At 39.1% G+C, this 23,242-nt stretch carries 20 protein-coding genes and 1 pseudogene; 11 read left to right on the top strand and 10 right to left on the bottom strand.

The window, feature by feature from the left end:
* Window position 1: 1 nt before the first annotated feature.
* Window positions 2–1,171: a hypothetical protein gene (locus tag EGN73_RS19785; RefSeq protein ID WP_219293584.1), complete on the bottom strand. Its 1,170-nt coding sequence runs from the start codon at window positions 1,169–1,171 to the stop codon at window positions 2–4.
* Between the two features lie 238 nt (window positions 1,172–1,409).
* On the opposite strand from EGN73_RS19785, the gene EGN73_RS19780 reads away from it, so the two are divergent.
* From EGN73_RS19780 to EGN73_RS19770, 3 genes are all read left to right on the top strand, one after another.
* Entirely contained in the window at window positions 1,410–1,814 is a 405-nt protein-coding gene (locus EGN73_RS19780) for a helix-turn-helix domain-containing protein (protein WP_219293582.1), read from the top strand.
* A gap of 173 nt (window positions 1,815–1,987) precedes the next feature.
* Window positions 1,988–3,925, top strand: coding sequence for a hypothetical protein (locus EGN73_RS19775; RefSeq protein WP_219293581.1), 1,938 nt, complete (start codon window positions 1,988–1,990; stop codon window positions 3,923–3,925).
* On the top strand, window positions 3,906–5,603 hold the full coding sequence (locus EGN73_RS19770) for a hypothetical protein (RefSeq protein ID WP_219293579.1): 1,698 nt from the start codon (window positions 3,906–3,908) through the stop codon (window positions 5,601–5,603). Before EGN73_RS19775 ends, EGN73_RS19770 begins: the two co-directional genes overlap by 20 nt.
* A 28-nt stretch (window positions 5,604–5,631) precedes the next feature.
* Here the strand turns inward: EGN73_RS19770 and EGN73_RS19765 are convergent, their stop codons facing one another.
* The 4 genes from EGN73_RS19765 to EGN73_RS19750 form a co-directional block, all read right to left on the bottom strand.
* Complete coding sequence (locus EGN73_RS19765; protein ID WP_219293577.1) at window positions 5,632–6,162, bottom strand: hypothetical protein; 531 nt, start codon at window positions 6,160–6,162, stop codon at window positions 5,632–5,634.
* A 141-nt stretch (window positions 6,163–6,303) separates the two neighbouring features.
* On the bottom strand, window positions 6,304–6,630 hold the full coding sequence (locus EGN73_RS19760; RefSeq protein WP_219293575.1) for a hypothetical protein: 327 nt from the start codon (window positions 6,628–6,630) through the stop codon (window positions 6,304–6,306).
* A gap of 103 nt (window positions 6,631–6,733) precedes the next feature.
* The gene (locus EGN73_RS19755) at window positions 6,734–7,639 is read right to left on the bottom strand and encodes an Abi family protein (protein WP_219293573.1); all 906 of its coding nucleotides are present in this window, start codon (window positions 7,637–7,639) and stop codon (window positions 6,734–6,736) included.
* A 219-nt stretch (window positions 7,640–7,858) separates the two neighbouring features.
* On the bottom strand, window positions 7,859–8,002 hold the full coding sequence (locus EGN73_RS19750; RefSeq protein WP_219293571.1) for a hypothetical protein: 144 nt from the start codon (window positions 8,000–8,002) through the stop codon (window positions 7,859–7,861).
* A 107-nt stretch (window positions 8,003–8,109) separates the two neighbouring features.
* Between EGN73_RS19750 and EGN73_RS19745 the strand changes: the two genes are divergently transcribed.
* From EGN73_RS19745 to EGN73_RS19730, 4 genes are all read left to right on the top strand, one after another.
* Window positions 8,110–8,826, top strand: coding sequence for a hypothetical protein (locus tag EGN73_RS19745; RefSeq protein WP_219293568.1), 717 nt, complete (start codon window positions 8,110–8,112; stop codon window positions 8,824–8,826).
* A gap of 11 nt (window positions 8,827–8,837) precedes the next feature.
* Window positions 8,838–9,446, top strand: a complete 609-nt coding sequence (locus EGN73_RS19740; protein ID WP_219293566.1) for a hypothetical protein — start codon at window positions 8,838–8,840, stop codon at window positions 9,444–9,446.
* Window positions 9,427–10,038 carry a hypothetical protein gene (locus EGN73_RS19735; protein WP_219293564.1) on the top strand — a complete coding sequence of 204 codons (612 nt, stop codon included), beginning with the start codon at window positions 9,427–9,429 and terminating at the stop codon, window positions 10,036–10,038. The genes EGN73_RS19740 and EGN73_RS19735 overlap by 20 nt, the downstream gene beginning before the upstream one ends.
* Before the next feature lie 750 nt (window positions 10,039–10,788).
* A complete protein-coding gene (locus tag EGN73_RS19730; RefSeq protein ID WP_219293563.1) occupies window positions 10,789–13,446 on the top strand; it encodes a DUF5686 and carboxypeptidase regulatory-like domain-containing protein in 2,658 nt (885 codons plus the stop codon).
* 1,019 nt (window positions 13,447–14,465) lie between these two features.
* On the opposite strand, the gene EGN73_RS19725 is transcribed toward EGN73_RS19730, so the two are convergent.
* From EGN73_RS19725 to EGN73_RS19710, 4 genes are all read right to left on the bottom strand, one after another.
* A complete protein-coding gene (locus tag EGN73_RS19725; RefSeq protein ID WP_219293562.1) occupies window positions 14,466–14,933 on the bottom strand; it encodes a cytochrome C in 468 nt (155 codons plus the stop codon).
* A 2-nt stretch (window positions 14,934–14,935) separates the two neighbouring features.
* Window positions 14,936–16,123, bottom strand: coding sequence for a sulfite oxidase (locus EGN73_RS19720; protein ID WP_219293769.1), 1,188 nt, complete (start codon window positions 16,121–16,123; stop codon window positions 14,936–14,938).
* Between the two features lie 90 nt (window positions 16,124–16,213).
* Window positions 16,214–16,909, bottom strand: coding sequence for an ABC transporter ATP-binding protein (locus tag EGN73_RS19715; RefSeq protein ID WP_219293561.1), 696 nt, complete (start codon window positions 16,907–16,909; stop codon window positions 16,214–16,216).
* Window positions 16,906–18,393: a DUF5687 family protein gene (locus tag EGN73_RS19710; protein WP_219293560.1), complete on the bottom strand. Its 1,488-nt coding sequence runs from the start codon at window positions 18,391–18,393 to the stop codon at window positions 16,906–16,908. The genes EGN73_RS19715 and EGN73_RS19710 overlap by 4 nt, the downstream gene beginning before the upstream one ends.
* A 98-nt stretch (window positions 18,394–18,491) precedes the next feature.
* Here EGN73_RS19710 and EGN73_RS19705 point away from each other — a divergent pair, with 98 nt between their 5' ends.
* From EGN73_RS19705 to EGN73_RS19690, 4 genes are all read left to right on the top strand, one after another.
* A complete protein-coding gene (locus EGN73_RS19705; RefSeq protein WP_219293559.1) occupies window positions 18,492–19,223 on the top strand; it encodes a nitroreductase family protein in 732 nt (243 codons plus the stop codon).
* Window positions 19,224–19,526: 303 nt separating this feature from the next.
* A complete protein-coding gene (locus tag EGN73_RS19700) occupies window positions 19,527–19,901 on the top strand; it encodes a BlaI/MecI/CopY family transcriptional regulator (RefSeq protein ID WP_219293558.1) in 375 nt (124 codons plus the stop codon).
* Window positions 19,898–21,139 (top strand): TonB family protein, encoded by a 1,242-nt coding sequence (locus EGN73_RS22620; RefSeq protein ID WP_246611677.1) that lies wholly within the window; start codon window positions 19,898–19,900, stop codon window positions 21,137–21,139. The genes EGN73_RS19700 and EGN73_RS22620 overlap by 4 nt, the downstream gene beginning before the upstream one ends.
* A 300-nt stretch (window positions 21,140–21,439) precedes the next feature.
* On the top strand, window positions 21,440–22,426 hold the full coding sequence (locus EGN73_RS19690; RefSeq protein WP_219293557.1) for a sugar phosphate isomerase/epimerase family protein: 987 nt from the start codon (window positions 21,440–21,442) through the stop codon (window positions 22,424–22,426).
* 317 nt (window positions 22,427–22,743) lie between these two features.
* Here the strand turns inward: EGN73_RS19690 and EGN73_RS19685 are convergent.
* A pseudogene (locus EGN73_RS19685) lies at window positions 22,744–23,242 on the bottom strand (transposase); the annotation flags it as partial.

Genomic DNA, 23,242 nt, shown 5'->3' with positions numbered 1-23,242 from the left:
TTCAAAGTTTGTCTTTAGATTCTCTGACCTGAATTAAATGACTTCCCTCAATAGCCTTTAATAGAGCCATTAAGTCTTCATGTACTTTATTTGAGTATAGTGTCTCGGCGGCATTAAAGTGACCCAAACAATCCATCGCACAGTCACCAATAAATTTTATCCAACCTTCTTTCCTTCGAATTTCAAAAAGATCATTAATTGTTTTGATGGGGTTCAGTAGTTCATCTTCAGACAAATTCAAGGGCAAAAGCTTAGGATACTGACTGAGATAAGCATTTAGATCTTCTATTTCGGGAGGACAAAAATCATTCAATTCGAGTTTTGATGGGAAATCAAAACTGTATTCCTGATAATATAAATGAAGCGATTCCCAATGCGTAATTAGATCTTTAAATTGTTGGACACTGAATAAAAACATTTGGGGGTTAGGCCCATGCCAAACTGGTTTTTTGTCATAGTATCCTACTTTTAAAGTCTCAATGAAAGCCCTCCAAAAAGATAGATCTTCGAAATAGAAGAAATAACCAATAAAGCTTATTGCATCTTCAACTTTGGTTTTAGCAATTGACCTGATCCATCTTTTCTTATCTTTTGCAGATACTTGGGCATTGCGGACCATCAAAAGGTGGCAACATTCCAAAATTTTGTAGATAGATTTAAATGTAAAATCTTCTTTAAAATCAGGAATAAAATCAGTTGAATTGAAATTTTCGACTGAATATTGAGATAAAGAAATCGTAGACCATTGTCTTAGTATTTGAATAAAATCACCAAAGTCATAAGCATAGAAGCATTGATAAAGTGCTTCTATTGGATTTTTCATTTCTTCTTCACTGAGGTGTTGGGGAAAATCAACCCATTGAAATGTCTTTTCTATTGGATCTCGAAGCAAGATGTCTTTGATCTTTAATTTTTTAACTTTAAAAAAATCCTCCATTGATAAACTTAAGAGAGAAGCCACAGCTATCATTTTCTCAAATTCTCTCATTACCTTGTGATGTTTTTTTTCCTTTTTACCCATCCAAGATTTCTTTTCGCAATGGATTCCAACTTCCAGTTTTCTAAGCTCTTTTCTCCAAGATTGTAAGTTCATCACGTCAGAAAATTGTCGTGTTAACTCACCAAATGGGTCAACCATAGCTTTTTGATCTATAATCTCTATTAATTCCATCCGTTTCAATTTCTGTTTAATTTTTAAGGCAGTTGATTTTCAACAAGAAAGAAAACTACAACTCTGGTCTTCAAAGCTGCTGCAAATTCAGCAATGGGTAGGGGATATGGTATTCTGCAGGAGGATAAATTATTCGGGGCTTTAAAAAGGTATTGTTAGCCTTAACTTTCACTGGTAGATCAAAAGATTTTCATTAAATTGTGTATAGTTTAATATCACATCAATTTTTAAAAAACCCATGCAGCAAAAAATCCATCAAGGCCGAAATATTAAAAGGTTCCGTGAAATGCTTGGCATCAAGCAGGAAGTGCTGGCCCATGAACTCGGTGAAGACTGGTCCCAAAAGAAAATATCCTTGCTCGAGCAGCGTGAATTGATCGAGGAAGATATTTTGAAGCAAGTTTCTCAAATACTCCGGATTCCGGTGGAGGCCATTCAGAATTTTGATGAGGAACAGGCGGTGAATGTAATATCTAACACTTTCAATAAAGAAGCCTTTATTGGTAATTCAGGTGCTATTTTTAATATTGATCCTATTGAAAAGCTAATTCAGCTTCATGAGGAGAAGATTGCTTTGTATGAGCGGATGCTGAAGGAAAAGGATGAGATGATGGCGAGGTTGGAGCGGTTGATAGGGGGGTGATTATTAGTTTTATATGGATGAAAAAAGTAATTGTTGAACCTTTCCTGTCTTTTAAGTTATCAAAGGAGTTTCTTCCTTATATTGAGAGCTTTAACTTGGCAAAGTAATAGCAAATAATTGAATACTAGATGATTATTCAGAACTTGGGGCATCCCTCACAAATCAAATAGGAAATGTTAAGGAATGTTGACTATCAACGGATTTTTAACTTAATTGATACGATCAGCCTACTACATTACACTAGTGAGCTAGCAGATATTCTATCCCAATCTTTTAAATCTATAAAGCCAAAAAGCAAAGTTCAAAGTAATGATCTATACTATTGGGTATGTGGCAAAGAGGAACTAAAGAACCTCCTTTCTGAACCGGGTGATCAAGAAACCGACCTAGACATCTTTTTGTACCTGTACATCCATATAGTACTAAAAGAATCTATCATTAAACTTCAGTCAAAACAACAGATTGATAATCTACTGAAAGTTGACAGCATGAGTACCGCTAATGCGCTGATTAGAGAAGAGTTGGGATTCTCAATTTCCTCATACTTGATAAGGACGGGAGGTATGTCTTGGAGAAAACTTTCAGATAACTCTGACTCTCGCGACTGGACTTCAATCTTTTTCCTATCAAATCTTTTACCTTTTTCAGAATTACCAATAGTGGAATTAGGCCCATGGATTGGCGAAATTGTGAAAAACAATGAAAGAGATATGGCTCTACAATCAATTGGAAAATCGATCAAAGAATGGGCAACCTATAGCACAGAAGATACAAAGAACTTTGAAGATGAAATTCCAAATATACTGACGAACCAGTATTCTAAACAATTTCTACCTGCCATAATGCAAGGGCTACGAGCAAGGCAGGAGAAAAATCTACAATATTACATAGAACTATTTGCTGAAAATGTATCTGACAATTCAACCTATGAAATCTTACATGCCATTGGCTCAACTTTAAGGCAGGAAAACACTGAACGAAATGACTATTTCACCTATATAACTGAAAAAAGAAATTCTGGCTCACTTAAGGCAGAAGGATTTATACGCCTCTGCTCAAGGTTCAGATATTTATCAAGAGATGTACTTGAATATGTCACATCAGTTTTAAATTCGAACGACATTAACATTTATCTAGCTGCAGTTGATCTACTATTCCACAACGAGGAAATAGTAGATATGTGTTGGTACAAAAATACAGTAATGTCTATAATTAAAGTAGGAGAAAAAGATCTAACGGGATGGCAACAAACACTACTTTCGGGCGTAATTGAAAAGGATACCAATTTTGCATATGAGCTATTACATTCAAGAATTAGTAATCTAGGAGGAAGTCACTTTTTAAAAGACGCATTTAGAAATGTCGCAGAAAAAGATCCCAGCCTATTTAGAACTTATTTTATCTCTTGGCTTAACTCAGACAACCCCCTTATCCACAAGGCTATCCTTCAAATCTCTGCATTATCAATCAGTGAGCAAATATTTCAGATGCCGAAAGATGTATTTCAAAACTACAGCAAAGCGGAATTGATCTACATTGGAGGAAAAATGGTAGGCTACATTTATAGTCAAAAACCATTACAACATTCATTGCTGTCTTTGATAAAGTCGATACAAACGAAAGAAGATCATTTAACTCATAATTTTACTTTTCTACTTTCAGATTACCTCGTATATAACTATAGAAGCACCTTAAAAATCATAAAAGAAGAACTTAAAAATAAGTCTCTAAATAAATTTGCTAAATCAATCTTCCGGTCAACACTCAAAGAATATGAAGCTTATTTTAAGAGTTTAGACCAAATAGACAGATTGAGGGAAATCCAACCAAACTCTAGGATTGTTCAATTAAGAAGATTTTATGAACAAAAGCAATTTGACAGTTTGCCAAAAGAGAAAAATGGTCTTTTAAATTTTATTAAAGAAACTCAGGTAAATGCTCATCGCTGTGCTTTTAGAAGGCCCGGAGATTTTAAACACGAAATTTCAAATATGGGAAAAATCTCCTACGAAATGGAGTTTCCATCCGGAGAAATCCTCAGCCCCGTTTACCAAGAGTCTATAAGAAGAGAAATGCAACTACTTAGGAAAGATGAAGTTAATATTGACTGATTATATTGCTTCTTTGAAGGAAGAAAAGGAGCTCGACTCACTCATAGAGGAGCTATTAAGAGAAAAAGGATTTGAAGTGACATTTCCTCCTAAAAAAGGAGTGCGACAATACGGTGTGGATATATATGCAGTAGGGAAGGACCCTGAAGACAACAAGAAGAAGGTATTTTTAATCACCGTAAAGCAAGGAAATCTGGATAGGAAAAACTGGCATGGAACAGAACAATCACTAGAACCATCCCTGAGAGAAATTGTATCGGTTTTCGTCAAAAACAACATTCCTAAAGCACATTCAAGTTTACCAGTCAAGATAATTATTGCTCATAACGGAATCAACGATCCGGCCATTCAACAAAACTGGGCCGGCTTTACAAAGGAATATCCAAATTTCGAATTTGAAATTTGGCAACTGGAAACAATCGTAAATATGGTTTTTTCTTCGCTTATAAGTGAAAGATTGTTTTCAGATGAAGCTCGAGTGTTATTAAGAAAAACAATTATTAATATTTACAACCCTGAATATGACTTGTCTGACTACGTAAGATTGATAGACTCGTTGATAGACAAAATTAAATATCAGAAGACAAAAAAAACTCGGACAAAAAACTTAAAAAAAATCAAACTAGTACTTGGAATTATTTTTTCATATTGTAAAAAGGAAAATGACAGTAGATTGGCGATAAAAGCTTCAGAAATTACAATTTTGAGAGTATGGAAATATTTAACTGACAAAAAGATACCCTTTAAAGATGAACAGTCACTACTTTTCATCGATCTATTGACATTTAAACTTGAAATCAACGAATATTATTTGTCAAAAATCATTCCGGTGAGCCAAATTAAAGATGGTTTTTACCGACACAGTATTGATCCTGTTACCTATAACTTGATCGTCTATGAACATTTAGGCATTCTTGCGCTAATAGGATTAGAATCATTCCTTCTTTATGAAATTTTCAAAGAAAAAAACGAACAATTAGCCCGACTTTTATCAGTAAGAGTGTCTCAATGTATTACTGGAGTCATCGAAATTTTTAACAATAACAAAATCGCCTATAACCCAAGACTCGATGATCAAATCATCGAAATAAATCTTATCTTCCTATTATTACATAAGTCTGATAGAATAGAGGTTATAGAAGCACTATTAGTTGGATTGATCAAAGGTATATTGGACGGAAAGCGACTGATGAACATAGCTCCACTGTACAGCAACAATCATGAAGAACTGATCGAACTCGAAGTGAATTATTCCAAAAGAGCAAAATATGACTATAAATCCTCATCCATGCTTACATGCTTGGCAGAATGGACTGTCATTCTCGACAACTCGAAACTCTACAATACGATCCGGTTTGTCATAGAAAAAGAGTTTGCCGGTGTTGAACTCACACTTTGGTTTCCTGAATCTGATACAGAAAGTTTTTTCTTGACCCAATGTGCTTTACCTGATTCAGGCTACTGCCTAACTGGAATTAAATTACCAGAGAGCTTTGAGGACTTTAAACGCATAGTTTTTTCTGAATATCTTAACAACTGCCCAGAGCAAGGCTTCGCATTTTTTAGGACAGGAGTTTGGTCAATCGGATTACTCGCAAGCCGTCACTATAGAACGTATGTATTCCCTAGTTATTGGCGGCAATTAATTCAGAATAAGTCTGAACTGAAAGATGATTAACTTGGATCAAACTAACTTACAACCTTCTTTAATCTTGAATTGTTGGCTTGAGGCAATCTGTCAGTTGAGTTTGTATTTGATGAATTTTTTCTTCGTACCTCCTATCTCCCACAATCTCTTGAATTTGTAATTTAACAAAATCCGTCATCCTATATGTACACCAAACGAGATTATGGTAATTTTCATCCGAAGAGTCTTGACCAGCATGTAAGTTGGAATGCCCTGAGAAATGATACTGCTGGGTAAAATATTTATAGTAGATGAATATATCAGCATACTCCTTATAGTCTGATTTCAATATACGTCGAAACTTACGCTTTTCACTTAACATCGCTATCTTTGGATTAACCCTGTCGTCTTTACTCTCAAACAAGCTGTCTTTCGAATTAACCCTTAGCTCTTCTGCTGTTTTTATTTCACCATTTATATTGCTATTCCTATACAAGTGGGCAAAATAGGTCTTCAACTGGATTAAGTTTTGTTCCCTTTTTTCTTGACTCTTATTGGCAATATCATACATTGGACATTCCTGAGGAATTAATCTCTCTACTTCATCCATTTCTAAAAGGGATTTTAAATAATCCCTATTGAAGAAATCGTACTCGTTCTTAAAAGAGGAGAAATCTGGCTCTTCAGGATCAAAGAATGACATCAAATAACAAAAATTAAGAAAATCAACAAGAAGCGTCCTATAGATATGTTAAATAGAATGAAATATAAAGGACTGCTCTTTGTATACGTCCAATAAACAAATCAAGGCTACCAAATTTGATCGGGTTCTGAGCAACAGTTTATTAAAAACCTGTTGGGGTAAATTCAAAGCTTTGCCTGAACCAACCATGTCTTTAGCAAAATCATCTACGACTACGCTCAACTTCATTAAGACGAACTTAAAATGATCAATATTTTCCGGATTATAAATTCCTTTTAGCGTACCGCCGTTTATGTTCATAATTTCAATCTCAAATTTTAAAATATCTAAGTTCAGCCTAAACCATCCCATCAACTGTCCAACTTTACCATCCAAAGTCATTGATTTTATTGAAGTAAGCTTATCAGCATCATTTGATCCTTAACCGTTTTTATTTTCAAATATTCCACAAGATTATTTTTGTAAATCTGTTCGTCAATTATCTACCCCAAAGATATTCTTTTTTCCAATTTGGAGTAAAACCCATATAATGATTGGGGATTTCAGGAAAATCTGATAATAAGTTACTGATCTTTTTGCTGAAACTATTTCCTGGACTTACTCTTGCCAAAAGGTAACCAATAATACAGAGGGTTAAATAGATTTTATTTTCGTCCTTTGAATTCGGATTTTTTTCCAACCAGATGTATTGAGGGTTTTTAGGGACTATTGGTGTTTTTGGTAGTTTTCTATTCCAAAGTCTCATATGATGGGCACATGCATTTCTTACATAGGATAAAGACTCTAACCATGATTCCAAAACTATTTCATCTACTCCAAAATGAGCTGCGACCCTTTTTCTTACGGAATTTGGTTTAAGATTTTTAAAAAGCATAGACAGTTGACCAAATGAAGCTAGTTCCAAAGCCATCCAAGCAGGGGGGTTAGGTGGGGATGAATATTTCCTTCTGTAATGCCTGATAAAAACCTCACTCGTTTTGTTCATCTCAGAAATCAATAATTCCTGAAGTTTATAATAATAAGTATCTTTTCCTTTAAATAAACTTTTATTCTCATACCAATTGTTGCCAAATTCAAGGCAATATTCATAGATCAACTTAGTCCTAAGTGAGATTTCGATTCTTTCGATTTCATCAAAAATTAATAGCCGAAGTTTTCTATCAAACACATAGGTGTTGAGGACTTTATCAAATGTAGTTCCAGGAATAAAAACATGTTCGGATTTGGGGTTCTGTAAAAAGGTATACCAATATGCACTAAGGCGATAATAGGAAATATTCGTTAAAAAAAGAGATGCTTTTTTGAGTTCCGGTATAGTCATACCTCTCTCCTGTAGCAGTTGGATCTGTTGTTCAACAGCAAGAGGTTTTTTGTCAAACTCCATACCCTAAAAAATAAAATGACCCGTCCTGGTGCGCTGATCTATGGGAAGCGTGACGGGTACTGTTGCTACAAATATAAGATGAATTATAATTATTTAAAAACATTCTATTTTATTTTAATAAAATTTAACAGACTGATTGAGTGTTACTTAAAAGAATTACCTAAACTATAGATTAAAACTGTTTTTTCAAAAAGTTATTTTAAAGGAAATTCAAATGGGTCACACCTCCGAAACCCCATCCACTTCCTTCATCAACCTGTCCGTTTCTATCAGTTGTTGTAAGTCTCCTCTAAAAGAATGTTCAGTAGCATGGCCGAGCATAAAACGTTTTCGAATGCTCTCTAGGTATTGTTGTGTGGTCATCGTGAAAAAGAATGCTTTGGTTTAAAGATAATAGAAAAAGATAAATTCTAGGTCTTTCTTAGAATTAGCCTAGAATAAAATATCCTTGGCTTGAATTTTTTAGCATCATGGATCAGATGAAATTGAAGGCATGTTTCACTAAATCCTATTTTGCCATGCTCGTTATCAATTACAATTTGGGAGAGAATAGCCGGACTATTATTACAGATGAAGTAATCTCTCCTGTATCTGCGCCTACATTTACCTCTATGCTTTCTGATGAAGAAAAAGAAAAGCCTCTTGACTTGATCCAGGATTTCTTCCATGTCTTTTACCCCATTCCCGAGTCTAGACATCAGCTAAACATGATCTATCTAAAGGCTACAGCAGAGGGAAAGGTAACTGATTGGAAATCTCTGAGCGACATGTTCTTATTTGTAAAACATTTTAAAAAACTAATCGAAGCTGCCTACATAATATCTAAAAATGACATCCCTTCTACTGTAGTAGAGACCACAACCAAAATCAATATGGTTCCCAAACACATTTTGGAAAAAAGCAAAAGGTTCAACAATATCCAAGGCTTTCTCCCTTCCGCTACAGATCCTTCCGATTCCCTTGATCCGATCAAGAATCTAAAAGTAATGTTTGCAGAAAAGAGTTTAGGAGAAATGATTCAAGCATTTGACCAAACCTATAAATGTGCACTCTTCGGAATAAGGGCAGAAAGCAAATTCTATCAAGATCATCTACTGAATTATTTGATCTATAATATCATACTAGATTCTTGCCATTTGGTCTATGTAAGAACTTTTAAATCAACTGAAAAGGAAAATAAAAGCTAAAAATTGCAAGTATGGATATTTTCTTCAAACTATTGCCCTCAAAGAATAAATGTCGATCACGGGAAGATTGTCAGTCCACCCTCAATGAATTGTTTATTGAATTTGCAGAATTCGATTATTGGAAATCAGATTTACAAGTTATTCTTAAAAATGCTTTTTCATACAACATAAGTTTCCCAAAAGAGTCTCCTGGCTCACTGTTATACTTTGGAAGCCAGTTTAACAAGCTCATTTTTGCCTCTTTTTATTTGTTTCGAAAGCATCAAAACATAAATATTGAAAATCCCGAATGGAAGGATTTAATTGATAAAAAGTCAATAGAATCCGAAACGGAATTGCTGGACCGGATTCCTTTCTTACCAAATAGTCTTTCTAAAGAAGAAATTAAGAATCCAAACCTGTTTTTAAACTCTTTCTTCTATCACAAGTCCTTAAAAAAATGGATCAAGCACTGGAATGTTTTACTTGAGTTCAGCATCAGAAAAACTTCTCTCATAGGATATGACGATATTTATTTGATTGATTCAAAATACTTCTTAGGACTGCTGGAAGCTTGCTATTTAATATTTGTAAGAGAATTTCAACCTAACCATCAAACCGATGAGAATAATCAAGATTGAAGATGAATGGATTATCTTTGCTAAAGAATTAGACCCAATTAAAAGCTTAGAGATAGTTTTTGGCTATTGCGACCTAGCGTATAATAAAAATAACGTAAATCTATTTTTGGAATCTTCTTTTTTGGTATTTCCTCATGAGACTTTCAAAAAAGAACCATCTTATACCTTGTTTTTAGCTAAACTTATCAGGGAAGTGATTGTCAGCCTTTATGTCTTGGAAGAAAGAAAAAAAGAATTCAAAAACTCATCCTATAGCTTATCTGAAGGATTTTTACAAAGAGTGGATTCCATTTCAAAAAAGAACAATGAAATGCTATGGCTGGCCTATCCATCTTCTCTAAGTGCGAAAGAAGTGGAAAATCCATTTAAATTAATAAAAAGAATCAAACAAATTTTAACCTTAGACAATTGGATGGAATTCATTGATTTATGTACTACAAACTGTCTTGGTTTCGGTTTTGAACCAGAGTGGGACGGATTTCAGGAACAAGCAACTTGCACCTATTTCTTGCCGAAGATGATTGATATCGGATTATTGATTTATGCTACTGAAAATGAATTTCGTAGAAAAACCCATAAACAACTGACATAAAACAATCTTAAACTGTCACAGCTAAAAACAATAACTGCTTAACACCACTTTAAATCAAAGTATTTGTTGCTCCCTGTTTTATGTAATACACATCTTTAGACCATTAGAGGCCAGGTGGATATTCATGGAAGTTTAAACTTGAGAATATTAAACCTTTGACCATTACTTTACCAATCCAAATGCATTTCTACAGCATTTATTATTGATTATTAAAATGCTCTTAGATTGCTTTTAATATCAACTACTTATACAATTGACATAATAGAATTTATCCTTATCTTCATAGTTCACTTCAAGCAGACACTGATATGGGAAGAGTATGAGGCACACTTGCATCAGCCATTGAAGGCAGGGTTGGTAACCGGATTTTTTATAAAGTGGACGGAGTGACCTATGTCCGCTCCGCACCGGGCAAACAGTCCAAAGCCAAAAATGGTATAAAGGGAAAATAATCCTTTCCGATTCGGTCTATTTGGGAGAGATCTGACTTTGTGAATTCTTCATGTAATACTGGATCAAAAACCTTTACAAAAACCTACATTTAAACACTATTTCTTTGCCCCAAAGAAATACTAAAAAACCACCTGCCGAAACAGCAGGTGGTTAGTGGGTTTTACTTATGCAAAGTTTTGAATATCAGTGAAGGTTAAAGCGGATGGGCAAGTGAAAAAGTTAAATATTCCCAAAAACTTAGCCTTTCGTATGCCGTTCCAAGGTAATAACTTATTTTTCGACTACTTAAGCCAATCTATGAAGACCGCAACGAAAAAAGCCTTTGCTATCAGCTTTTTAGCTATACTTTTCTCCCTCAATTTGCACGACATTTCTGCACAGGGCATCAGGGGAAGCGTTACTTCCAAATCAGGTGATGCACTGCCATTTGCGTCCATTTACATCAGAAATACAGGAGATGGAGTTCCGGCCAACCAAAACGGAGACTATGAAATCAAACTCAAGCCGGGTTATTATGATGTGGTCGCCCAATACCTGGGTTTTGCCACACAGGTAAAGACTGTTGAGGTGAAAGATGGCTGGGCTACCTTGGATTTCGGCCTAGAAGAACAGACCTATGCCCTTCAGGAAGTAGAAGTCAGGACCGGACAGGAAGATCCTGCCCTGACCATCATGCGCAAAGCCATTTCCAAAGCCAAATTCCACAGGCTACAGGTGCAGGAATACAGCATGATGGTTTACTTGAAAGGAACCGGAAAATTGACCAATGCCCCCTTTTTCCTTAAAAAAGAAATTGAAAAAGACGGATTCAAATTAAATGAAGCCTACACTTCCGAATCCGTATCCAAAATCCACTTCCAACAACCCAATAAGGTAGAAGAAACAGTCATCAGCATCCGTACCTCCGGAGACAACAATCAGACCTCCCCTGCCCCATACATCGCCACGAGTTTTTACAACCCAAAAATCAACGAAGCCATTTCTCCCCTGGCTCCATCTGCTTTTGCCTACTACAAATTCAAATATGAAGGCTCCTTCATAGAAGGTGATGTGATGATCAATAGGATCAGGGTGACCCCCCGTTCAAGAGGTGAGAGGGTTTTTGAAGGGCATATCTACATCATTGAAAACCTTTGGGCCATTCACAGCCTGGACCTAAAGACTTCCTTATTAGGCTTCCAGATAGGAGTACAACAGCTGTATCAACCTGTGGCTGAAAATGTATGGATGCCATCCACCCACACTTATACTTTTGGAGGGAAATTCTTCGGTTTTGCCGGGGAATTCAAATACCTGGCCTCTACCAGGGATTATGACATCACCCTCAATCCTGACCTGATTGTAGAGACTACCATCATCGACGAAAAGATAGATGAGGTTCCCAAAGACATCAAGTTGGACAAGAGCCTATCGGCCATGGAACAAATGGCCCAATCTGAAAAGATCACCCGAAAAGATTTCAGGAAATTGGTCAATGAATACGAAAAAGAAGCCCAAAAAGAACGGGAAGAGGCGGATGTACTTTCGGAAAGAACTTATAAAGTCGACTCCTTAGCGACCAAAAGAAGCCTTTCCTATTGGGACAGCATCAGGCCTGTGAAATTGACTGAAGAAGAAGTCCGAGGATACCAGAGAGACGACAGCCTTGCCGTCATCGAAGCAGCAAAAGAATCCAAAGTTGATTCTGTAGCCCGAAAAGCCAGGAGGAAATTCCAACCCCTGGATATAGTCACTGGAGGAGCCTACGATTTTGGAAAAGGCAGAAGGCTTGGCTTCCGCAATAACCTGACAAAATTTTCTTTCAACACTGTAGAAGGATTCAAAGTGGGTTTAGGTGCTTACTACAGGATTTTCAGCTCTGAAAAAATGGCTGACTCGGTAAGCCGTCACACCAGGTCTTTGACTTTTAGCCCGGAATTCAGGTACGGATTTGCCAGCAAGCAATCCTATGGCACCTTGGATATCCGAAGAGCCATTACCAAAGAAGAAATGGGACTGACTTTCGGCTTGACCGGTGGCTCTTACATCTTCCAGTTCAATGCCGACAACCCCATACAGGAACAGGTGAATGCCCTATATTCCTTATTGTTGCGACAAAACTACATGAAGCTGTATGAGCAGGATTTTGCCAAAGGCTATCTCTATCATCGGGTCAACGACAAAGTCACTTACCGGACTACCTTGACCTATGCCAACAGGAGGGAACTCTTCAACAATTCTGATTACAGCTGGTACAACAGACCTGAGCGTGTCTACACGCCCAACCGTCCTGAAAATGTGGAGGCCTCCCCTGAAAATTTTGAGGATCATCAAGCTTTGATCGGGGACCTGTCTTTGGAATGGAGGCCGGGAATGAAGTATTATATCAGAAATGGAAGAAAAAGACCCATTTATGAATCTGCCCCACTGATCAACCTGAAGTATTCTAAGGGTTTTGGTTCTGTACTCAACAGTCCCGGGGCTGCTTCATTTGACCGCTTGGAGGCCAATCTGGAACATTTTTTCAATTTTGGAGTGAGTGGCAAACTTGATTTCAACCTGACCGCAGGTACCTTTCTGAACAACTCGCAAGTGTACTTTATGGATTTCAAACACTTTGGCGGCAATAGGACCATTTTTGCCAATATGGGCGTAGCAGACAATTTCAGGTTTTTGGATTATTACCAATACTCCACCCAGAGCCAATATGTCTCAGCCATTGTCCATTACCAGTTCAGAAAGTTCCTGTTCACCCAATTGCCCATGTTGCGTTTTTCAGGACTAAGGGAAAACATCTTCTTCAACTACCTCAAGACCGCTGAATCGCCGCACTATTGGGAAGTAGGCTATTCTTTGGACAACCTGTTCCGGATTTTCCGATTGGAAATGGGAGCGGGCTTTGAAAACAGCAACTTCCAAAGGGCCGGTGTCAGATTTGGAATAGCGAGCTTTATCAATATCAGTATGGGGGATTGATTTGGGGAGTAGCGAGAGATTAGAAATATGCCTTGGGAGAAAAACCCATAGCGCCCTTGCGTGAAACATTTCTTAATTTCTCGCTAAGGCGCTATGACGCAAAGTTATTTTTAGATTTTCAAAAACCTTATTCAATACGATTGAACATATTGCCATTAAAGGCCTAGAATCGGCAATTTTAGAAATGCACTATTCCCCACTTTTTCCCATGTTGCCTTATTTATTTTTTAGGCTAAAGCACGGTGGAAATTGTGCCATCTGCGGAAAAAAACCATAGCGCCTTTGCGCCTTGGCGTGAAACCTATTATTTCTCGCAATGACGCAAAGTTATTTTTAGATTTTCAAAAACCTTATTCAATACGATTGAACATATTGCCATTAAAGGCCTAGAATCGGCAATTTTAGAAATGCACTATTCCCCACTTTTTCCCATGTTGCCTTATTTATTTTTTAGGCTAAAGCACGGTGGAAATTGTGCCATCTGCGGAAAAAAACCATAGCGCCTTTGCGCCTTGGCGTGAAACCTATTATTTCTCGCAATGACGCAAAGTTATTTTTAGATTTTCAAAAACCTTATTCAATACGATTGAACATATTGCCATTAAAGGCCTAGAATCGGCAATTTTAGAAATGCACTATTCCCCACTTTTTCCCATGTTGCCTTATTTATTTTTTAGGCTAAAGCACGGTGGAAATTGTGCCATCTGCGGAAAAAAACCATAGCGCCTTGGCGCCCTTGCGTGAAACCTTTCATTATTTCTCGCAATGACGCAAAGTTATTTTTGGGCTTTCAACAAGCTTATCCTTTACGATTGATCATAAACCCGCTAAAGGCCTAGCATCGGCAAATAGAGGAATGTGCCAGTTGCCGCTTTTCCCTTGTTGTCTTAATTATTATTTCGGCTAAAGCACGGTGGAAATTGTGCCATCTGCGGAATCAGCGATATCTGCGGGCCAAATTCCCTTGGCGCCTTGGCGTGAAATAATTCCCGACATAGAATACGATGACGCCACACCCCCTACTCCAAGCTGTACCATTCCACTTCAAGTGGCATTCTCCGCCCTCTTGGTTCTGGAGCAAAGTGAGTGGATAAATAATCCAATATGGCCTCCTCGTTTTGACCCAAATCCCAAAAACCCTGGGTTTCCTGCATCCAACGGATTACTTGAAGCCAGCCTTCACGGGTGAACCTGTTCTGCGTCACCAACTTGGCAGAGTGACAATTTGTGCAGTTGGCCAAAACCAACTGTAAGCCTTCCCCTTCCACCAAGCCTACTTCTTCCAAGCGCTCAGAAGTCCATTCTTCCTCTGTTTCTTCAGCCAGCAACACCTCCTTTTTTTCAGGTTGGGAAAACCATGATTCAAGCCATTTTGGTTGAAACTGAACAGTCAGCACAAGAGCTATTGCCATTACTATAAGCCCAAGCATAAGTACGCCAAGTGAAGTAATGGTTAACAAAAGTTTCCTGATCTCCTCCTGCCCCATAATCAGCTTACTTTGACTGCAATTCTGTGACAGGCATTATTGAGGTAACCTTTGGGATTCCATCCGGGAACAACCATAGGTTGGCTGCGCCCCTTGTCATCCGTGGCCATGGCCCAAACTTCGTAATATCCCTTTTTAGGAAACTTGATCTGGGCCTGAAAATGCTGCCAAGCAAATCTGTTGACCGGCTTTTCTAATGTACATGCCTGCCAGGTCACACCAAAATCTATGGAGTAGGACACTTTGCTGACTGATTCCTCTCCTGCCCAAGCATGTCCCCTGATATCCAAAGTCCTGCCCAAAGGAAATTCAGCTCCTGACTTGGGAAAAGTAATAATGGATTTGACCGGCATGGATTCGATAATCCGCATATTGTCATCTGAGGTTCTCTCCCCTGGCTCCACTGGCTCAATGGGAACTCTATAAGAAGGGGATTCCATTTTTGAACCGTCGTGGACTTTATTCCTCACGGCAATTGTTTTCAGCCACTTCCCCGAAACTGAAGCAGGATAGCCTCCCGCCACCAACCTCAAGGGATGACCATGTGCCAAAGGAATGTCCTTTCCGTTCATCTGAAAAGCTATTAATGTTTCTTCCTGCATGGCTTTTTCAATGGGAATACCCCGAGAAATAGATTCCTTCTTAGGATCTCCGCTCAAATGGGCATCTGCACCGTAATAGCCTACATACACCGCGTCCTTTTTTACCCCGGCATCTCGGAGAAGATCACTGAGTCTGATACCGGTCCATAAGGCGCAGGAAACAGCTCCCTGTCCCCATTGATTGCCTTCAGCGGGGGGATAAAATTCTCCACGTCCATTGCCACCACATTCCAGTGTGAGCTGATAAGTATATTGCCTGAATTTACTTTTAAGCTCTGCCAAAGTATAGTTTTTTTCCTCAGGCACCGACTCACCCTGCACAGCCAAAGTCCATGCAGATGCATCAATGTTTTCAGGCAAAAGTCCATTATTGCGGACAAACATTTTCTCCGCCGGAGTAACCTTGTCATCGAGCAGGTGGATGGGTGTCTCCACGTTCCACGGTCGGTCATTCAATACTTTCAAAGCTGGATCCTTACCCAAGGATTTGAGAGAATCCTGCTCGGCTAAGCCAACTGGCACATATCCTGTGGGAAAATTTCCCGCAAATACAATCTCAGTCCCCAGCGCTGCACTTAAGGAAGCCATACCCAGTTTTTTCAAAAAAGACCTTCTTTCTTCTTTCACGATACAATTATTTTTTCCTGTTCAGAACACTCTTCAAAAACCTGTTCTGATTTAGGTTCCAAAATAGGCATTCAGCTCATCTACCATGATCGCTTTTTCCTTGATATCTTTGATTACATTGCCTTTTTCCAACAATACAATCCTGTCACAAATATCGGTCACATGATTGAGGTCATGACTGGAAATCAGGAAAGTGACCTGAGAATTTTCCTTTTCATGAAGAACCAGTCTCTTAAGCCTGTTTTGTGAACTTGGATCGAGGTTTTCAAAAGGTTCATCGAGCATCACCACCTCAGGGTTGCCCATCATGGCTGCCGCGATACCCACCTTCTTAAGATTTCCCTTAGAGAGGTCACGGATATATTTCTTTTTCCCTAAAATTTCCCCATTGAACAGCTCTTCAAATCTCGCCAAATGCAATTTCAGGTCATCCTCTGAAAGCCTGTAAATTTTCCTCAAGGCTTCAAAATACTCATCTGGGGTGAGATAAGATAAGAGCATATGTTCATCCAGATAAGCCCCTACCTTCCATTTCCAGTTTTCAGTCTGACTGACATCTTCTTCATCAATGCGCACATTGCCTTCGGTCGCCCGTACCAGATCAAGGATGATCCTAAATAAGGTGGTTTTTCCCGCACCATTGTTACCCACCAAGCCAAAGCACTCGGATTTGGGGATGAAAAGCTCCGGAATATCCAGTACCACGGTGCTTTTATATTGTTTTTTTAGTCCTTGAATATCTATCATATTTCTTGTCTGAATGAGGATGAGATTTCATATCTGTTATTGAGTACCCGCTTTACCGAAAGCTTGGAAAGTGGTTTAAATGCAATTATTCCAGCCATTCCTGCAATGGCCATGGCAACTAAGCCGATGTACTGACTGAAGATCAGCGCAAAAGGAAGGTAGATGGCATAAGGAGCCACCATCATGGGGATAATCATCAAAAACTGGGCAATCCCAACCCCTTCGTAATTGAACATAGCGCCCTTATTCAGGTCCATAGGCTTCGGCTTCCAAAGAGAAAGATAGACCACCATGTGCATCACCACACCCATGTTGAAAAAGAATGCGGCCACATGGATCAAAAGAATGTCCCAGCCAAAATAGGCATAGGGAATGGAAGCAAGTAAGCATAGGACCGAAACAACTACGAAAAGCAGGTATTTTCCCATCACCAAAGCCTCGACTCCCTCTCTTTTTTGTAGAAAAAAATCAAAGTTGGCTGAATTCCAGCTAAGAAAGAGCTGACCATACTGCAGCATAAATATGCCAGTGATGAAGGAACCTACGAAGACAAATAAATGGTTGAAACCTTCCTCAGTTTTGTATTGTGGATTGGTATAGAATATCAGTCCATATAACAAAAAGAAGCCTGCCAGCATCAGGTAGGTACGGGGCTTTTTATGCCTGATAATGAGTTTCCATTCCAGATTGGCAAATTCACCTGCCAGACCGAATCTTGACAGAAAACCAAGCTCCTGATTGACAAATCGGATGTTTTCTTCCTCGGTAAGGTCTTCCAGGTAGGCGTTGCTGCGGTAGTACATAAAAGCCAACTGGTACATGCCCACAAATACACCCAGCATGATCAGTACCGGGAGAGGAGAAGTCAATGACCAGTCAAACACCGGACGGAGGATTTCACCTAAGTTGTACCAGCCAAGATAATTGGAGCCTGCTCCCAAAAGGAGCACTGCAAACACAATCCCTATACCCATAAGGCTGTCTTCAAATTTCTGCTTGAACCACAGCATCAGCCAATGCAATGACCAACTGGTCAGGATCACCGAAGCAATCCAAGAAATGGCTGCCACATCTCCAAATCGTGGCAATACTTCCCTGATAGCAAATGGCCCAAATAAGAGCGGCACTATAAGCGTGAGCGGAGAAATAAATGACCTTCCCAAAAGAAAATGTATGATCTTGCTTTTGCTGATTGGAAGGTGTAAAAAACGCTCCATTTCAATCACAGGCAGCTGCTGTGTAAAATACCGGTACATAAACTCAAAAAGGAAAAAATAAATCAATCCTCCACTCAGCGTAGCATAAGCATCCTGACTTTCGAGCACTTTTTCCAAAACATCTTTCAGAACAATCCCCAAAAGCAGGACGTAGGCCAAAAGTACGATTGCCAAGAAGGCCAGAAAAATCGCCACCAGTGCTGACTTGGCAAAGGAGGTAGACCGCATGCTTTTGAGCAATTCCAGTCTGATCAGCTGTAATACCATAGTGCTAATTTAATGTTGATGGGAAATTAGTGTAATTTTAAAACTCTTTGAAGTAAAACTAAAAAAAGCATTTACAATTAGTTAAATTAATTGACCAAATGAAGGATTTCATACAGGAAACAGGATTTTTTGATGTAGTAAAGGCAAGAAGGTCCGTGAGGATCTTTGATCAAAACGGCGACTTCGATCACGATGTGGTCAGATCATGCCTGGAACTGTCCACTTTGGCACCCAATAGCTCCAACCTACAGTTGTGGGAATTTTATAGGGTACCGGAATACTCTAACCTTAAAAACAAATTGGCAGAGATATGCATGAGGCAAAAAGCAGCCAAAACTGCCAGGGAATTGGTGGTGGTAGTGGCAAGGAGAGATAAGTGGAAGAAGACGACTCAGGCTAATTATGATAAAGTGAAAGAAAGCTACAATGGCTCAAATGCCAAAAAACAAAAACAGGTATTGGCCTATTATGGGAAGTTGATACCAAGACTTTATGCCAAGTATCCATTTTGGTCCGGGACCAAACAACTTATTGCCTGGGTAGTGGGGCTTTCCAGACCCATGGTGAGGGAAGTATCAGAAACGGATGTGAGGATTTCAGTTCACAAAAGTGTTGCCTTATCGGCCATGACCTTTATGTATGCTATGAAATCCAAGGGTTACGACACCTGTCCATTGGAAGGATTTGATTCCAAGCGGGTAATAAAACTACTTGATCTACCGGCATCCGCCGAAATCTCCATGATCATCGCTTGCGGAAAAGGTCTTCCCGAAGGGATCTACGGAGAAAGATTCAGGGTTCCAAGTGAGGAAGTGATTTTTGAAAAATAGAATTGGAAGGAAGGGGAAAGGGTTGAATTGATGAGGGATGAGGGATGAAGGAGGAAGGAGGAAGGAAGATACTTCAACATTCATTATTCGATGTTCTGTGTTCGATATTTAAATATTTTAAAATTTCGGATAATGAATCAAGAAGGAATGATAGCCTAAAAGCCTCGTAAATCGTATTTTGTAAATCGTAAATCCTTAATATTATAATAGTTACCCACAAAACACCCCCTCCCTATTACATTTTTTTCGTAGATTTACGACTTTTTCGTAGGAATATTAATTTTTTAGTATTACGTTTGAACTATGGAACCATTAACACACAATGAAGAGCAATTGATGCAGGTCTTTTGGAGCTTGGAAAAGGGATTTGTCAGAGATATCCTCAACGAACTCCCCGAACCAAAGCCTCCCTACACGACCTTGGCATCCAATATCAAACAACTCGAAAAGAAAGGATATCTGGACCATAAGACCTATGGCAACATCCATGAATACTTTCCCATCATTTCACAGGAGCAATACAGAAGCAAAAGCTTCAACAGTCTCCTAAAAAACTACTTTGATGGATCGATCAAAAACGTGCTTTCTTTTATGGTAAAAGAAAAAGGTGTTTCCGATAAGGAAATTGAGGAACTGAAAAAACTGATAGATGAGCACGAAAACCCTAACAAATCATGAACGCATTATTCAATTACCTCTGGGAAGCAAGCCTGGCCATTTTACTGCTATACCTATTCTACAGAATTTTCCTTGCAAGATCTACTTTCTTTTCCTGGAACCGGGCCTACCTCATCATTGCATTGATTTTCGCAATGGTACTTCCTCTCCTCACCATTCCTGTAAGTAACAACACAGAACTTGCTCCAGCACTGTTATCCTACAACCTACCAGAGTTTCAGTTTTCAGAAACCCAAAATCAAAACCAAAAAATTGGTATTATACCCATTCTGCTAGGAGTTTACCTATTGGGTTTTACCTGGAAGCTTGGCATGTTGGGGTATGGCTTGTTACTTACCTTCCAAAAAATCCGCAAGTCCAGAAAAATCAAACAAGATGGTATCTGCCTTGTCATCCACCCGGAATTTCAACCTGCCTCTTTTTTCCACTACATATTCCTGCCTGAATATGCCCCAGAGGACCCAAACCACTACCCGATCGTCAAACATGAGGCGGTACACGCGGATAAGTGGCATACCCTTGATCTCTTGCTTTTCCAATTCGCCAGTGCAATCCTATGGTTTCACCCCGTTTGGACTTTTTTCGAGGCGCAGTTAAGAGAAGTACATGAATTTGAAGCTGACAGGGAAGTGACCCACACCTACCCAAAAACCGATTATGCCAAATTACTCCTGGGACTTTTGATTACAGAAAGTCACGGACAGCTGATGAATAACTTTAACCATTTTCAAACCAAAAAACGAATCAAAATGATGATGAAAAACGAAAAACCAAAAGCCATTCAAAAGGCCCTTTTTCTCTTGGCCTTCCCATTGATGGCGGCTATGCTTGTTGTATTTGCCTGCGACACTGGCAAAGAGGAAGATTTTGCTGAGACTTTGGACATTCCTTTAGACGTTGACACCCTGTCTTCAACTGGAGATGAAATTTTCGACGTAGTAGAAGATTCTCCGGAATTCGAAGGGGGAATGGAGGAGTGGAGTAAATTCCTGGGCTCGACTTTGCATTACCCGGATAAAGCCAAAGAAATGGGCATTGAGGGCACGGTCTACGTGGTATTTGAAATTCAGAAGGATGGAAGGGTAACCAATCCGGAAATCCTCAGAGGTATTGGCGGTGGCTGTGACGAGGAAGCACTCAGGGTTATTCGTCAATCTCCTGACTGGATACCTGGGAAACAAAATGGCCGTGAAGTAGCTGTCAGAATGCGATTGCCGATCAGATTTAAGTTAAGTTGATATCCATTGCTATTTGATGGACCAATTGAGGCAAGGCGTTTCGTCTTGCCTCTTTTTTTGATTCATAATTTCACGGCTTCTTAAAAGTAGAATCTTCAAAATAGAATAAGCCTATGATTTCAAACCAATATCTATGAATATCCAATATCTATTAATATCGAAGGAAGAATCTATGTCCCTCTTTAAATTGGTTAGCCGGTCTAATTGCAGATGTAGAAATTTTGCAATTACGTGAAAGGTTAGCAACATATTTTGGAATTGGGTATTTTGGCATCAACAAAAACCCAATCTTACAAAACTATGAAGAACGATGCCCAGAGAAGAACATTTATCCGAAATCTTGGCCTGCTTGGAATAGGCGCCTCTGTCAGCCCAATTTTGCTGCAGAGCTGCGGAGGTGCAAGCCAAAAAAGTGAAGAAACTGTATCAGAAACATCCAAAGACATGTTTTTCAAAATCTCATTGGCCCAATGGTCGCTGCACAAGATGCTTTTTGCAGGAGAACTGGACAACCTGGACTTTGCGAAGTTTACCAAAGACACTTTTGACATTCATGCCTTAGAGTATGTGAATGCTTTTTTCAAGGACAAAGCCAAAGACACGGACTATCTTGGAGAGATGAAAAAAAGGGTAAATGACCTTGGTATGGAGTCCGTATTGATCATGGTGGATGGGGAAGGGTTTTTGGGGGATTTGGACCAAAAAGCCAGAATGAAATCTGTAGACGACCACAAAAAATGGGTAGAAGCTGCCAAGTTTCTGGGATGTCATTCTATCAGGGTCAATGCTTTTGGGCGGGGAACCGCTGAAGAAGTGGGGGCCGCGGCCACAGATGGTCTGCGCAACCTATCAGAATTTGCCAAGCCCCACGGAATAAATGTAATAGTGGAAAATCATGGCAGCTACTCCTCCAATGGTCAATGGCTTACCCAAGTCATTCAAAATACCGGCATGGACAATTGTGGCACTTTGCCTGATTTCGGTAATTTCTGTGTCAAGCGCTCCGGAGAGACCGAGTGGGAAGGAGAATGTGTGGAAGAATACGACCGCTACCAGGGTGTGAAAGAGATGATGCCTTTTGCCAAAGGCGTAAGCGCAAAAGCCAATAACTTTGATGCAGAAGGCAATTGCGTGGAAACAGATTTTTACAAAATGATGCAGATTGTCAAGGATGCCGGATACACGGGCTATGTAGGTATAGAATATGAAGGAAACGATCTATCAGAAGTAGAAGGGATCAAGGCTACCAAGGCATTGCTGGAAAGAGTCGGGATGGAGATTTCTTGATAACCATCCAGACTGCAAGGGATGTTTAATCTACTTGATAGATCTCACATTCTTTATTTTGCCATACTCTATTTCAAAAAGCAATGGTGTTTGCTTATCTGGTGAATGTTTAATTAGGGCTTCTTGGAAAATTCCTCCGGAATTAGAAAGTAGGGTTGAAACTAAATCCTACTTTCTTTTTTTATGTATAAGACCCTTGATCCAGGAGTCAATTTAGGGTTGAAAAAGTACAATTAACGGTCAGGTATTGTATGAAAATGACCTGGATTTTCCGTATGGGCACACCTATCCCATAAAGTTGCTTTTTGGATGCTTTTCTAGGCTGCTTTTTGCTTAGTTGGACTTTCTTTGGCTTTCCTTCTTTTAGCGATCAGAACAGCGTTGGCCGTCATAATACCAAAAAAAATCATCAGCTTCTCCCTCTTTTCCCCTTTGACCTTGATTTTACCCAGACCGTAAAAGTTTTTGTTTGTTCCAAAAACACCTTCCATAACAGTGGCCCTCTGTTTGGATATTTCCGAGCTCAGGTTTTTTTCAGCTTTGCTTAGTTTTTTAGGACCTTTTTTAGGGAAGCAGGTAAAAATCTTTTTTCCAGTGCAGAATACACGGTTTTTGTTGGTAGCATAGATCCTGTCAGCTCCAAGCTGTTTTGCAGGGCCGAAAAACCTTTTATGTTTGGCTACCGACAGCTTAAGTCTGGTACACTCGTTGAAGGCATTGAAATCCAGTTTGTCAATAAAAGTAAGGCCATCAACCTGAAGAATGTGGGCTTTGGCGCCGAACTCCACAGGCTTTTTTTCTTTCCCTCTTACTATT

This window comes from Arthrospiribacter ruber, assembly GCF_019343195.1.
In the GTDB taxonomy this organism is placed as follows: Bacteria; Bacteroidota; Bacteroidia; order Cytophagales; family Cyclobacteriaceae; genus Arthrospiribacter; species Arthrospiribacter ruber.
Note: the sequence above shows the minus strand (reverse complement) of the source record. Positions and strands in the feature narration are given on the sequence as shown.